The sequence below is a fragment of the Glutamicibacter sp. FBE19 genome (assembly GCF_015524875.1).
Taxonomy (GTDB): domain Bacteria; phylum Actinomycetota; class Actinomycetes; order Actinomycetales; family Micrococcaceae; genus Glutamicibacter; species Glutamicibacter halophytocola.
Genome location: NZ_JACKQN010000002.1, coordinates 293,734 through 307,553 on the forward strand (window position 1 = coordinate 293,734; position 13,820 = coordinate 307,553).

General features: G+C 62.0%; 9 protein-coding genes, 1 tRNA gene and 2 pseudogenes. 5 read left to right on the forward strand and 7 right to left on the reverse strand.

Annotated elements, in window-relative coordinates:
• Positions 1–22: 22 nt before the first annotated feature.
• Entirely contained in the window at positions 23–1,375 is a 1,353-nt protein-coding gene (locus H6F58_RS05025) for a sugar ABC transporter substrate-binding protein (RefSeq protein WP_195181257.1), read from the reverse strand.
• Between the two features lie 262 nt (positions 1,376–1,637).
• On the opposite strand from H6F58_RS05025, the gene H6F58_RS05030 reads away from it, so the two are divergent.
• Positions 1,638–2,564: an AraC family transcriptional regulator gene (locus H6F58_RS05030; RefSeq protein ID WP_146277951.1), complete on the forward strand. Its 927-nt coding sequence runs from the start codon at positions 1,638–1,640 to the stop codon at positions 2,562–2,564.
• A 300-nt stretch (positions 2,565–2,864) separates the two neighbouring features.
• Positions 2,865–3,867, forward strand: a pseudogene (locus tag H6F58_RS05035) (IS481 family transposase).
• Here H6F58_RS05035 and H6F58_RS05040 read toward each other — a convergent pair.
• Entirely contained in the window at positions 3,864–4,343 is a 480-nt protein-coding gene (locus H6F58_RS05040; RefSeq protein ID WP_146277950.1) for a hypothetical protein, read from the reverse strand. The pseudogene H6F58_RS05035 and the gene H6F58_RS05040 sit on opposite strands and share 4 nt — an antisense overlap.
• Before the next feature lie 1,142 nt (positions 4,344–5,485).
• Between H6F58_RS05040 and H6F58_RS05045 the strand changes: the two are divergent.
• Positions 5,486–5,734: pseudogene (locus H6F58_RS05045) on the forward strand (transposase); the annotation flags it as partial.
• Between the two features lie 62 nt (positions 5,735–5,796).
• On the opposite strand, the gene H6F58_RS05050 reads toward H6F58_RS05045, so the two are convergent.
• The 4 genes from H6F58_RS05050 to dusB form a co-directional block, all read right to left on the reverse strand.
• Positions 5,797–5,869 (reverse strand) — tRNA-Asn (locus H6F58_RS05050).
• Positions 5,870–5,922: 53 nt separating this feature from the next.
• Entirely contained in the window at positions 5,923–7,800 is a 1,878-nt protein-coding gene (gene dnaG, locus H6F58_RS05055) for a DNA primase (protein WP_195181258.1), read from the reverse strand.
• A gap of 9 nt (positions 7,801–7,809) precedes the next feature.
• Entirely contained in the window at positions 7,810–9,093 is a 1,284-nt protein-coding gene (locus tag H6F58_RS05060; RefSeq protein WP_195181259.1) for a deoxyguanosinetriphosphate triphosphohydrolase, read from the reverse strand.
• A 54-nt stretch (positions 9,094–9,147) separates the two neighbouring features.
• Positions 9,148–10,332 carry a tRNA dihydrouridine synthase DusB gene (gene dusB, locus H6F58_RS05065; RefSeq protein WP_195181260.1) on the reverse strand — a complete coding sequence of 395 codons (1,185 nt, stop codon included), beginning with the start codon at positions 10,330–10,332 and terminating at the stop codon, positions 9,148–9,150.
• Between the two features lie 103 nt (positions 10,333–10,435).
• Here dusB and H6F58_RS05070 point away from each other — a divergent pair, with 103 nt between their 5' ends.
• Positions 10,436–10,900: a hypothetical protein gene (locus H6F58_RS05070; protein ID WP_146277946.1), complete on the forward strand. Its 465-nt coding sequence runs from the start codon at positions 10,436–10,438 to the stop codon at positions 10,898–10,900.
• Positions 10,900–12,549, forward strand: a complete 1,650-nt coding sequence (locus H6F58_RS05075; RefSeq protein WP_146277945.1) for a DUF5671 domain-containing protein — start codon at positions 10,900–10,902, stop codon at positions 12,547–12,549. The genes H6F58_RS05070 and H6F58_RS05075 overlap by 1 nt, the downstream gene beginning before the upstream one ends.
• A 16-nt stretch (positions 12,550–12,565) precedes the next feature.
• Here the strand turns inward: H6F58_RS05075 and chrA are convergent, their stop codons facing one another.
• Positions 12,566–13,771 (reverse strand): chromate efflux transporter, encoded by a 1,206-nt coding sequence (chrA, locus tag H6F58_RS05080; protein WP_206693470.1) that lies wholly within the window; start codon positions 13,769–13,771, stop codon positions 12,566–12,568.
• Positions 13,772–13,820 lie beyond the last annotated feature (49 nt).

The following is a 13,820-nucleotide window of genomic DNA, read 5'->3' on the forward strand; positions in this document are numbered from 1 at the left end:
GTCAGCTCGATAGGATTTGGTATCAATCGCGGTACGTTGCGGCTATGCGCTCGGCGCGTTTCTGGCCTTTATCGAGGGCCTTCTCGACGCTGGTCTTGCCGGCGATCACCGCGGATACGTCTTCGGAAACGAAGGTTCCCAAGTCCGCGAATTCGGGAATGCCAGCAAACTGGATACCCACATATGGACGTTCTTGAACCCCTGGATTTTTCGGGTCGGCGTTGAGAATCGCTTCGCGTTCAGCGTCGAAGAACGGCGCCGCCTTCTGGTATTCAGGCTGTTCATAGGTCGAACTGCGCTTGCCGGCCGGAACCGATGCCCATCCCAACTCGTCAGCTACCAAATTTTCATATTCTTTCGAACTTGCCCAGGCGACAAATTCGGAGGCTGCATCTTGTTTTTCGGATGCCGCTTGGACTCCCCATGACCAGGTCCAAAGCCAACCGGCATGTTCAGTTTCTTTGACCGGTGCCTGTGCGTAGCCGAGCTTGCCTTTCACCGGAGAATCATCAGCTTCCAGAATCGAACCGGCCGATGATGCGTCGTACCACATGGCGGTGTTCGACTGGACCATGTTATTCAGGCACTCTGCGAATCCAGCCTGGGCTGCACCCGCTTCGCCATGTTCTCTCACGAGATCCGTGTAGAAGGTAACTGCCTGGGTGAACTCCGGGGAATTAACCTGGGCATTCCAATCCTTGTCGAACCAGGTGCCGCCAAAGGTATTTACCACCGAGGTCAACGGCGAGAATACTTGGCCCCAGCCTGGTTGGCCGCGCAGGCAGATGCCCTTCATGTCGGGTTCGCCTTCATCGATTTTCTCGGCCAATTCCGCGACTTCATCCCAGGTGGGATTGTCCGGCATCTTCAACCCGTGTTTCTCGAAGAGATCCTTGCGGTAGATCGTCAGTGACGATTCTCCGTAGAAGGGCTCCCCATACAGATGGCCATCGGTTCCTGTCAGGGATTCGGTATAGGCAGGAAGAATGTCGTCTTGGTCAAAATCGGCTCTTCCAGCTACCGACTCGTCGAGAGGTGCCAGCCAGCCGTTTTCGGCAAAGAACGGAATTTCGTAGTTCGACAGCGAAGCGACGTCATACTGCCCGGACTGCCACGAAAATTCCTGGGTGATCTTGGACCGGACATCGTTCTCCGGCATGACCGTGAAATTCACGGTTATGCCGGTTTCCTTGGTGAAATGCTCGGCAGTGAGCTTTTGCAGATCCAGCATTTGCGGGTTGTTCACCATGAGGACGTTGATGCTGTCCTTGCCACCTTGGGCCGGGCCACCGCCCGCACCTGCGCACCCGGTGAGGGAAACAGACAGCGTTATTACACTCGCGGCCACCGCGGTGAAGCGTGTTTTTGGCTGCATGGCGGACTCCTAAAATTCTTGTGTTGATGCACTGCCGGCTCTCGCCAGAAAGTCTGTCGAGTGGCTCATGCGCGAACCTCCAAACCGGGTGCTCCCGGAATGTGGCTTCTCAAGCTTAGGGTTATGACCTACGACTCAACTAGATCGTTCATTGCCAATTTCTGATACTTTTTTGCCGGCATGAAATTGAACCGCACACAGTATCCTTGGGAATACGCTTTCGAAATTGGTGAAAGTTCATGCATACATCTGGAGTCGCGTAATGCCGATCACACCCAAGAATGAGGCGCAGGCCAGGCTTGCCGAAGAACTGGTTGGCATGCAGGCCAACAGGGAGGTCATCCCGCCGGATCCAAGCTCATGCGTACGCTGGCATGTGCACGACTATCCCAGCCCGCTCGCACGCTGGAATTACCATCCCGAGTATGAAATCCACCTGATCCGCAAAGGCACAGGAAAGTTCATTGTCGGAAACTACATCGGGACTTTCGAAGCTGGACACGTGGCACTGATCGGTTCGGGGTTGCCGCACGATTGGGTCAGCGATCTGGCGCCCGGAGAGATCGTGGAGGGCCGGGATGTCGTCATCCAATTCGATCCTTCCTTGATCGAAGGAGCAGCGGCCATCATTCCGGAAATCGCGGAGATCAAGACGCTGCTGGACGATGCCGCGAGAGGTATCCAATTTTCAGGTGTTACGTCGAGTGCAGCTGCCGTAGAGATCGAGGCCATCGGAACGTCTTCGGGCGCTCAAAGGCTGATGCACCTCTTTCGGCTCTTCGCAATCCTGGTTAACTCCCCGCCCGAAGATCGTCGCAGCCTGGCCGACAGCTGGTTTCGGCCGCAACTCGACGATCACTCTGCAAGGGCCGTGGAACAAGTGCTCGAGTACATTTTCAACAACCACGCCGGAGAAATCTCGATGTCCGGGGCGGCCGCTGTAGCGGGCATGACTCCGCCGATGTTTTCGAAGCACTTCAAGCGTGCGATCGGACAGAACTTCAGCGACCTGGTGCGAAAGCTGCGCCTGGCCCATGCCAAGCGCTTGCTGGAAAGGACAGACAGGAGCATCTCAGAGATATGCTTTGACGTGGGATTCTCGAATTTGTCCAACTTCAACAGGCACTTCATGAATGACTTCAATGAAACGCCTAGGCAGTTTCGGCAGCGTTGCCGTTCATCGTTCTAGAAAGGCGATTCACTTGGCAGCCTGCTATCTCCGACGGTCGATCTCACAAGGTTCCGAGCAGCGCCGCAAGAATTTCCCGAAGGCACCGAGCGCATGCTGAACCTCGCCCGCGTGGAAAGGTCTTCGTGCTTCAACACGATGACCATTGACCACGCCTTGTTTGAAAAGGCAACCATCGCCAGTACAAGCGAAATCCTCGCCCTAGTTGTAGTTCCTCGGGACGTTGTGAACACTAGAGGATGAAGAAGACCTCCGGCAGGATGTGGGTTACCACACTCACCATCGTGCACGGAGGTCTTCATGTCCCACGCTAACGCACCAATGACGCCCGAAGGAAGACGACGCCTAGCTTCCTTGATCATCGATAACCACTGGCCCATCCGCCGCGCCGCCGAACGATTCCAGGTTTCACCGGCAACAGCCTCGAAATGGGCGGCCAGATACCACGCCAACGAATCCCTCGACGACCGCTCCTCGCGCCCCCAGCACTGCCCGACACGACTATGCCGCAAGCGCGAACACCGCATCATTTCCCTGAGGTTCAACCGCCAATGGGGACCACACCGAATCAGCTACCACCTCGGCATTCCCCGCAGCACCGTCGAACGCGTCCTGACCCGCTACCGGATGCCCAAGCTGGCGCATCTGGACCAGGCCACTGGGCTGCCGGTGCGCAAGCCGATCAGTGTGCGGTACGAGAAGCAGGCACCTGGCGAGCTGGTGCATGTGGACATCAAGAAACTGGGCCGCATCCCAGAGGGCGGAGGCTGGCGCGCCGATGGGCGCGGATCTGTCCAAGACCGTCAGGCCAGCAACGCGCGGAACCGCGCGGCACGCCAGGGCGCCGCGGCATCACGGGGCTACCTGTTCCTGCATCACGCGGTCGATGACTATTCGAGGTTGGCCTATTTGCGAGATCCTCAATGACGAGAAGAAGGAAACCGCGGCTGGGTTTTGGGAACGAGCCCGAGGTTTCTTCGCAGCAGCGGGCATCGCGGTGACCGAGGTGATGACCGATAACGGTTCCTACTACCGTTCCATTGCGTTCGCCCAGGCGCTGGTGCTGGGTGTAAATCATCGGCGCAACAGGCCGTACAGACCGCAAGCCAACGGAAAAGTTGAAAGGTTCAATCGGATACTGGTTCAGGAATGGGCGTACGCGTGGGCTTATGGCAGCGAGGAAGCCAGGGCCGCAGCCTACAGCGCCTGGCTTCATCACTATAATCATCATCGACCCCACACTGGGATCGGTGGTCTTACTCCGTCAGATCGTGTTCACAACCTCACGGGGAACTACACCTAGATCTCAAACGCCCGGATCACCCTGTCACTGAGCAAGACCTGGTAAGGCATCTCTTTCAACGTTTCAGCATCAATATCGATACCACGGCTTCGGGCTGCTGCAGCAATCTCTTCCCACGGATGCTCCCCGGGCTTTTCGGGATCATCAACCCTCACCAGATCAAGAATTTCACTAATCAGTGCATCCGACGATTGTCTCCACCTAGCAGGCCCGGGCCCATGGGATATGGCAGTGAATCCACGGCCCAGATCCAAACTGATCATCGACCCATCGCTCATCAAAATGCACTGTGTGATCTTCACGCTGATGCTCGGCCGCGAATTATCCGTCGGGTTGCCATCCAGGTCGCACAGCGCTGCAATCGACGTTGCCTTCAGGTTGCTGGCCATCTCCCCCGACAGAGCAGGAAAGGCATCAGATTCGTGATCGCCGTGCAGAGGAGCGTAATGGAACCCCTTTTCGTCAAAATCACTCATAGCGAAGGCGTGCAATTCAGATCCACCTCCGCCGAGTAGTCATACCCTAGTGGATCAACTTGACCACTCAGGTCCACATCGACTCGGCCCCTCCAACCAATTTTGCCAGTGGTCACGCAAGGTTCATGAGGTGTTGCCCATCGACCAGTTCCGCTGCCAGGTTCATAAGTGCCGGATGCGGATTTCTGATTGAGCCACCCACACCCATAAACACTAGAACAAGCCCAAGCCTGAAGCGTCGCAGTAACTTTGGCAGTCGATGGGCAAGACCCGGAGTCAACAACCCAATAACCATGAACAGACGCCTCCCCATTAGTCACATGCGGGTAATCGGCACGGCCACCATAATGGCAGCTTCCCGATGTCCACATGGGAGAAATCCCCGGCATCGTGGACTTGAATAGGGCTTCTTTCGGAGAGTCTGCGTCTCTAGGCGCAGGTGCAAAATGGAAGCCCGGGGAGTTCACGAATTCTTCATAAGCTTCCGTGCCTTCGGAAAGTCCAAAAGGAAACTCCTGAGCAATCCCTTGATCCGAAAGTGTGGCCGATTTGCTGGGTGCTTCCAATGCATTGGAGGGCATGGCACCAAATAGCAACAGGCTCAGCACGGCGCAAGCCGATAGCACTGAACGACTGATTCTGACCGGAATATTTCTCATCGCTCCCCTTAATACGGCAGAAGTCGCAGAAGCTTGACTTGCCGTAAATTTTGCGCAAGAGCACTGCGGGTCAGCCCTGCAGGTGAAAGCTGAATAGCACTTAATCTCATGGATTTACCTACTGGACTACTTAACATCCTGCTCAGAAATATTTGCATGTCAAGTATTTGACACCATCAGGTATGAATCAAGCATGCTCCCTGCTGAATGAGATGAGCGCCAGAGACCCTCGGAATAGAAATTGCCCAGTTCGCGTCCCCAAAAGGCGGCTTGAACTCCAATGGTGGGCCTATAGGTCATGAGGGGTGCGGACCGAAACTTGGAAGGTTTGATCCCATGAATCGTCGATACACCCTCGAAGAACGCAAAGCAGTTGTTGCCGAGTTCCGGCGGACTAAGTCCATCACGAAGACCGTCCTGAACCTCGGTTTCCCTTGAGCTGTCATGATGTTGTGAGACACGCGTTCGTAGGAGAATGAGTGCATGTCCAAACGTCAGAAGTTCGCCCCGGAATTCCGTGCCGAAGCAGTCGAACTGGTGATCTCATCCCAGAAGAGCCTGATCGAGGTCGCAGCATCCTTGGGTATCAACGAAGGAACCCTTGGCAACTGGGTTCGCGCTTTCCGCGCCGAGCACCCGGAAGCAGAAACCGAGGAACGCGGACCAGTGCAATGGGCTCAATACGAAAAGCTGCGCAAGGAACTGCTGGAGGTGAAACGGGAGAACGACTTTTTAAAAGATGTTTTAAATGAAAACGCCCTGATCCGCGTAATGCGAATCAGGGCGATTATGAGCTCCTCCAACTGGACTTGAACCAGTAACCCTTCGATTAACAGTCGAATGCTCTGCCAATTGAGCTATGGAGGATTGCAACGAGATATAACTTTACCGAAGATTTCCGCTAATGCAAAATCGATCCCCTAGGTGCCCCGCAGGATTCTCCGGCGCATCTCCAGCTCCATCAATTCCCTATTGATCTGGGCATATTCTTCGCCTTCAGGCTCCATCTCAGCGCGCTGCAAGCGCCCGATCAGCTCTGCTTTCCGGTGTGTGATTTGAAGCTCAATCAAGCCGTTGATGATGTCGGCGCAATAGCGGTTCAGGCTGTGCTCATCCGAGGCCGGAATGCTGGTCACCGCCAGCTCCGAAACGAAGCTGCGCAACTGCTCTGGCACCTCATCGCGGATCACCTCGACCCACGAAGTGGCAGAAGCGCCAGCGCTCGAAGCGGCAACAATTCCGTCATGCACCGCGGCGTGCGCCGGGGCCATGAAACGGGCCTCATAAAATGCCTGCCACTGCTCATCCTGCAAGCGCTGCGGCTGCTGGATCACCACTTCCAGTGCCTGGCGTTCCAGGCGCATCACCGGGTCGCGATGATCCGGACGCTCAAAAGCTGGTGCAGCCACAGGCTGTTCAGCGCCCTGGGCCGGGGACGGCAGCTGCTGCTCGGCATTCTTCGGCAGCCGGGCGCGCTTGATCGAGGCCCCCACCGACCGGTTGACGTCCTCGTTGTTCATGCCGAGCCAGCCAGCCAATTCACGGGCATAGGCCGGGCGGATGGCCGAGTCCTTGATCTGGGCGACGATCGGAGCGGTTTGGCGCAGCGCCTGCACGCGGCCCTCCACCGTGTTGAGGTTGAACTTCTTCAGCTCGGCCCGGATCGCGAATTCGAACAGCGGGCGCTTGAGCTCGATCAGCTCGCGCACCGCCTCGTCCCCGCGATGCAGGCGCAGGTCGCAGGGATCAGCCCCGCTGGGCTCCACGCAGACATAGGTCTGGGCGATAAAGCGCTGGTCTTCCTCGAAGGCGCGCAGGGCCGCCTTCTGTCCGGCGGCATCGCCGTCGAAGGTGAAAATCACTTCTCCCCCGGTGCCGTCATCCTGCAGCAGCCGGCGGGCGATCTTGATGTGGTCGGTGCCAAAGGCGGTGCCGCAGGTGGCCACCGCGGTGGTGATCCCTGCCAGGTGGCAGGCCATCACGTCAGTGTATCCTTCCACCACCACGATCTGCCGGCTCTTGGAAATATGCTTCTTGGCCAGATCCAGACCGTAGAGCACCTGCGACTTCTTGTAGAGCCCGGTTTCCGGGGTGTTCAGGTACTTCGGGCCCTGGTCGTCGTCGTAGAGCTTGCGGGCGCCGAAACCGATGGTCGCCCCGGACAGATCGCGGATCGGCCACATGACACGGCCGCGGAAGCGGTCGTAGATCCCGCGATTGCCCTCGGAAAACATGCCGGTCAGCTTCAGCTCGTCATCGGCGAAGCCCTTGGAGCGCAGGTGCTTGAGCAGTGCGTCCCATCCCTTGGGCGCGTAGCCGACGGAGAACTGGGCGGTCACTTCCGGGTCGAAGCCGCGGCCGGCCAGGAACTCGCGTCCGGCGGCCCCTTCGTCGGTGGCCAGCTGGGCGCGGAAGAACTCCTCGGCCACCTTGTGGGCATCGACCAGGCGCTGGCGCTTGCCATAGTCTTCGCGGCGCGGGCCCGGTCCCCCGTCCTCATAGTGCAACTCGTAGTTGATCCGGGCCGCGAGCAGTTCCACGGTCTCGGTGAACGAGGAGTGGTCCATCTTCTGGATGAAGGCGATCACGTCGCCGGATTCGCCGCAGCCGAAGCAGTGGAAGGTGCCCAGCTGCGGGCGGATGTGGAAGGAAGGGCTGCGCTCGTCATGGAAAGGGCACAGGCCCTTGTACGAGCCGATGCCCGCGGATTTGAGCGTGACATAGGATTCGACGACCTCGCGCAGGTCGGTGCGGTTGCGCACCTCGTCGATATCTTCGCGCTTGATCAGCCCTGCCATGATTCCCTTCTAGAACAGTTGTGCTTCAGGGGCTTCGCCCTTGACGAGATATGAATGCCACTCGGTCGCCGAGACGTCGGTGAGCGAGGCGACCTGGTCGATCACCACGCGCAGCTGGGCTGCCTCATCGGCGGCGTCTTCCCAGTCCGCGGCGAAGATCGGCTCCAGGTTGTCCCGGCCGGTCTCCACCAGCAGCGCAACCAGCTCGGCCAGCAGCGTGCGCTGGTCCAGATACAGCGGCTGGCGCACCTCGGAGGTCATCACATAGCTGGCGGCAATGCCCTTCATCACCGCGATTTCATGCTCGGTCTGCTCGGGCACGATCAGGCTCGCGTTGTAGCGGGTCAGCTTGCCGGTGCCATAGCGGGCGCGGGTGGCATCCATGGCCGCAGCCGCAAAGCGGCCGATGAACTGGCTGGTCATGTCCTTCAGCCCGGCCATCGAACGGCGCGACCCGTCAAAGTGCGACACCCATTCGTCGCTGGCTTCCAGCCGGCGCAGCGCCGCCTCGATATCATCCTCGGCGGTGGCCGGCAGGTACCAGTCCTTCGTGACCTGCAGGGCCCTTTCGCGCTGCAGATCCTGCTTCAGCCAGCGCAGCTGCAGCTGGCCGCCGACAATTGCGTCTTCCACGTCGTGCACGGAGTAGGAGATGTCATCGGCCAGGTCCATGACCTGGCCTTCCATGCAGACCACTCCGGCTTTCGCCTCCGGGACATTGCGCAGCCAGTTGAAGATCGGGGCATCGTCCTGGTACACGCCGAACTTCTTGGTCTTCTTGCCGTTGACCTCGGGCGCATCGGCCTTGAGCCACGGGTATTTGCAGGCTGCATCCAGCGAGGCGCGCGAGAGATTCAGCCCGGCCGAGTGCCCATTGTGCCTGAAGGTCTTGGTTTCCAGCCGGGTGAGCAGGCGCAGGGTCTGGGCGTTGCCCTCGAATCCGCCGATATCCGCAGCGATCTTGTCCAGCGCCTTTTCCCCGTTGTGGCCAAAGGGCGGGTGGCCCAGGTCGTGGGCCAGGCAGGCGGTATCCACGACATCCGGATCGCAGCCCAAGGCCGCCCCGAGCTCGCGGCCCACCTGGGCCACTTCCAGCGAGTGGGTGAGCCGGTTGCGCACAAAGTCGTTCTGGTTGGGCGCCACCACCTGGGTTTTGGCGCTCAGCCGGCGCAGCGCCGAGGAGTGCAGCACCCGGGCGCGGTCGCGCTCAAAGGCGGTGCGGTAGGACTTCTTGGCTGGCTCGGGCACCCACCGTTGCGTATCGGCTTCGGCATATCCGGGGATCTGAGTCATGATACCTAGTCTAGTGACATTTCGGGGTGCTCGGCGGTTATCCACTTCGAGCGCTTAGCCTCCGGAAATATCCAGCTCAGCGGCCTTGATCATTTCGCGGTGGGCATCGCTCATTTCGCGGTTGTCCAGCCATCCGTCGGGCACATGGGTTTTCTTCGGGTGGCCGGCTCGCCCGCGGGTGCCTTCGGCGGCCTCGCCGGGGTACGGCAAATCCAGGTCCAGCTGGTCAAGCAGTTCGCGCAGCACCGCCAAGGATGGCACCTGGGCCAGCTGCGAGCGGATTTCCCCGCCGACCGGGTAGCCCTTGAAGTACCAGGCGATGTGCTTGCGGATATCGCGCATCCCCTTGCCCTCGTCCTCGAAGAACTCGGTGAGCAGCTCGCCGTGGCGGTACACGGTGTCGGCCACCTTGCGCACGCCGGGGCGGAAGCGGTCCGCGCGGCCTTCGAAGGCCGCCTGCAGGTCGCCGAAAATCCACGGGCGGCCCTGGCAGCCGCGGCCGACCATGACCCCGGCGGCTCCGGTCTGCTCGACCATGCTGATCGCATCTTCGGCGCTGAAAATATCGCCGTTGCCCAGCACCGGCAGGTCGTCCATGGCCTCGCGCAGGGTGGTGATGGCCTCCCAATCCGAGTGGCCGGCGTAGTACTGGCCCGCGGTGCGGGCGTGCAGGGTCACTGCCGCGGCCCCGTGATCGCGGGCGATCTTGGCGGACTCCAGGTAGGTCAGGTGGTCCTTGTCGATGCCGGTGCGGACCTTCACGGTCAGCGGGATATCGCCCTTGGCCGCCTCGGAGGTCGCTGCCTCGATGATCGAGGTGAACAGGTCGGTCTTCCAGGGCAGGGCCGAGCCGCCGCCCTTGCGGGTCACCTTGGGGACCGGGCAGCCGAAGTTCAAGTCCACGTGGTCGGCCAGGTTCTCGTCAACCACCATGCGCACCGCGGCGCGCACGGTGCCCGGGTCCACGCCGTAGATCTGGATCGAACGGATCTCTTCGTCGGGATCGTGCGAGATGATGCGCAGGGATTCCGGGTTGCGTTCCACCAGGGCGCGGGCGGTGACCATTTCGGTGACGAACAGCCCGCCGCCGTATTCGCGGCACAGCCGGCGGAAGGCGCGGTTGGTCACCCCGGCCATGGGCGCAAGAACCACCGGGGTATCGATGGTGAGCTTGCCCAGCTGCAAGGGCGGCAGCTTCAAGGTGGGGGTGTTATTCGGCGCATCAGTCAGGGTCGTCACCTGTCCATTATCGCGCATGCAGGCAAATCGGTAACTGAGATCTTGATCAAATCGTGCCCTGCAGCATCTGGCTTCTGCCCTGCTGCGGGCGGAAAATAGGGCAATGACAAGTAATTTTTCGGCCGCCAGGGTGGTGCTTGTCGCGGTGGCCGCCGCCTGTGTGGCCTTGGTTATAGCCGCGTTGCTGGTGGTTGCCCTGCGGCCTTCGGCACCCTTGCACGAAGAATCAACCCCCGAAGGCGTGGTGCAGCGCTACCTGCTGGCCTATGAGGCCGGGGACCTGGACGCCGTGCGGGATTACACCGTGGACGGCGAATCCCGCCAGCTGTGCAATCCCGAGTCCCTGGGCAGCGGGCAGCTGGACATCCAGCTGATCCGCTCCACGGCCAGCGGCTCCCGGGCCAGCGTCCATGCCAGGATCGAAGGCGGCGATTCCACGATTCTTCCGCTGCTCGATGGCTCCAGCTACGAGGATGTGTTCGAGCTGCGCATGGCCCAGGACCGCTGGCTGATCGAGCGCATGCCCTGGCAGGTCGGGCTGTGCACCGAAAAGGAGCTGGGATACTGATGGGCTCCGCGACTTCGGCCAGCAAGGCACCGGCCACCAGCGTGCTGCGCCCGCTGATCATGCACGGCCTGCTGTTTGTCCTGCTGATGCTTTTCCCGGCGGGCCTGTCCACGCTGCTGGAGGCGATGTTTAATGGGTTTGACGGCGAACGGGTTTCCGCCCAGCAGCTGGCGGTGGCCTACTCCTACACCCTGGTCGCCGGGCCGCTGGCTTGGCTGCTGTGGCGGGCGATCCGCAGGAAATTGGCCCGGCCCTGCGCTGCGGACTCCGCGATCTGGTCCCTGCAGGCCTCCGGGGTCTACCTGGTTTCGCTGATTGCTGCCAGCTGCTCGGTCCTGGGCCTGCTGGCCGGGCTGGTCAACCGGGCGCCGGAGGGCGCCTGGCAATCCTCGCTGGGCACCGCGCTGAGCTGGGGTGCCCTCTGCGCCTGGCAGCACCAGCAGCTGGCCTCCCCGAAAACCGCGCCGCAGCAGCTGGGGCAGCTGGCCGGCACGCTGGGCAATGCCTTCAGCATGCTGCTGTTCGCCCTGTCGCTGGTCTGGGCGCTGCGCGTCGCGCTGCTGATCATGATCCGCCCGGACACCACGCTGGCCGGCCCTTCCGATCTGGATCGGCTGCTTGCCGCGGTGATCTGGCTGGCCGGTTCCGGGGCCCTGTGGTTCTGGCACTGGAAGTTGCGCCGCGTGCAGGAGCAGGCCGATGGCTTCAGTTCCCTGGCCTTTGTGGTGCTGGCCATCGCGGCCCCCGCGGCCGCCTGCTTGCTGGCCACCGCGGCGCTGGTGTCCTGGGCCCTGCCGCTGCCCTGGGATCCGGCGGCCCAAGCCGAAGAATTCCGGGCCGAGGTCCCGATGCAGGGCGCGATCATGCTGGCGGCCGGGCTCATCTGGCTCTACCACCAGCTTCAGCTGCGCTCCGGCATGCATGTGGCCGCCACGGTCAGCGCGGCCCGGTTGGCGGTCAGCGGCATCAGCCTGGCGCTGCTGGCCACCGGACTGGGCATGGTGGTCAACGCGTTGCTGGCATCCATCTCCGCCCTTCCGGGCAGTAATGCGTCGGCCGAGGTGCTCGGCGAGGGCTTGGGCCTGCTGCTGGTCGGCGCCATTAGCTGGTTCGCTTTCTTCCGGCCGCTGCAACCGGCCTGGCCTGCCTCGCGCGGCGCCTACCTGGTGCTGTTCTTCGGGGCCAGCTCGGTGGTGGCGCTGATTGCACTGCTGGTGCTGGGTTACCGGATCTTCGCCTACTTCCTGGAACCTGGCACCGGCTACGGGACATTGCTCGATGCCGTGCGCGGACCGCTGGGCTGGCTGGTAGCCACCGCCGCGGTCGCCGCCTACCACTATGCGCTGTGGCGTTCGGGCAGGTCGCAACGGGCCGAGTCCGCCGCGCAGGATCCGGCCCGATCGCACGCGACGCCACAGCTGCGGACACTGGTGCTGCTCGCCCCGGCCGGATCTGAACGCCTCTTCGCGCAGCTCAGGGCCCTCGGGGACCTGAAGGTGCAATGGATCCGCACCGCCGGCCCGGCTCTGGATGACGAGGCCGACGCGGCCGTGTTCGCACGGATCAATGAACGCCTGGCCACCGAGCCGAGCTCATTCTTGGCCATCGCCGGCCCGGACGGAGCCGTCCAATTCACCGAGCTGGCCTAGGCCTGCTGCCATGGCCTCAGGGCAGCAGGCCCAGCAGCACCCCGCCGGCCGCGGCCATCACGACTACTATCCAAGGGGCCGTTTTCCAGGCCGTCAGCAGCACCAGGCACAGCAGCGCCAGCGTGAAGGAAGCCGCCGAGGTGATGGCCGAGGTGAAGACCGGATCATAGAGGGCCGCGGCGAGCACGCCCACCACCGCGGCATTCGCCCCGCGCATCGCCGCGCGGGCCCCGGGCCAGCTGCTGATCCGGTTCCAGAAGGGCAGCACCCCCAGCAGCAGCAGGAAGCCGGGCAGGAAGACCGCCAGCAGCGCCAGGGCCGATCCCAGCAGCCCGCCCGGGCCGGACTCGGCAAGCACCCCCAGGAAGGCGGCGAAGGTGAACAGCGGTCCGGGCACCGCCTGGGCCGCCCCGTAGCCGGTGAGGAACTGCTGTTCGCTGACCCATCCGGGTTCTACCAGCGCGCTTTGCAGCAGCGGCAGCACCACATGCCCGCCGCCGAAGACCAGCGCGCCGGAGCGGTAGAAGGCGTCGAGGAAGGAGAGCAGATCGGAGCCGGTAGCCAGGGCCAGCATCGGCAGGCCAACCAGCAGCAGGGCAAAGGCGCACAGGCACGAAATGCCCAGCGCCCGGCTGACCGGCAGGCTGAGCCCTGCCCCGGTGGCCCCGTCCTTCTCGCGGCAGAAGCAGTACCCCGCCACCGCACCGAAGGCAATCGCCGCGATCTGCCCGAGGGATCCGGCCAGCAGCAACGCCGAACCAGCCGCGACCACCGCGATCGAGGCCCTGCTCCGATCCGGTGCCAGGGACTTGGCCATGCCCATCACCGCCTGTGCGATAATGGCCACCGCCACGATCTTCAGCCCGGTGAGCACTCCGGTGCCCAGCTGCCCGGTGAACAGCGACGCCCCGTAGGCGAAGACCGCCAGCAGCACCGCGGAGGGAAGGGTGAAGGCCAGGAATGCGGCCAGCGCCCCGCGCAGCCCGGCACGATGCAAGCCCAGACCGAAGCCGACCTGGCTGGAGGCGGGTCCGGGAAGGAACTGGCTCAGCGCCACCAATTGCGCATACTGCTGGTCATCGAGCCAGCGGCGGCGGTCGACAAGTTCTGCGCGGAAGTACCCCAGATGGGCGATCGGCCCGCCGAAGGAAGTCACCCCGAGCTTGAGGAAGACCCGGAAGACTTCGCTCGCCGATCCCTGGGTGTGGTGCTGTGGTTCCATGGATTCCAGCATAGGGGCAGCAGGAAAACGGCAGGTAAACGCGTGACCT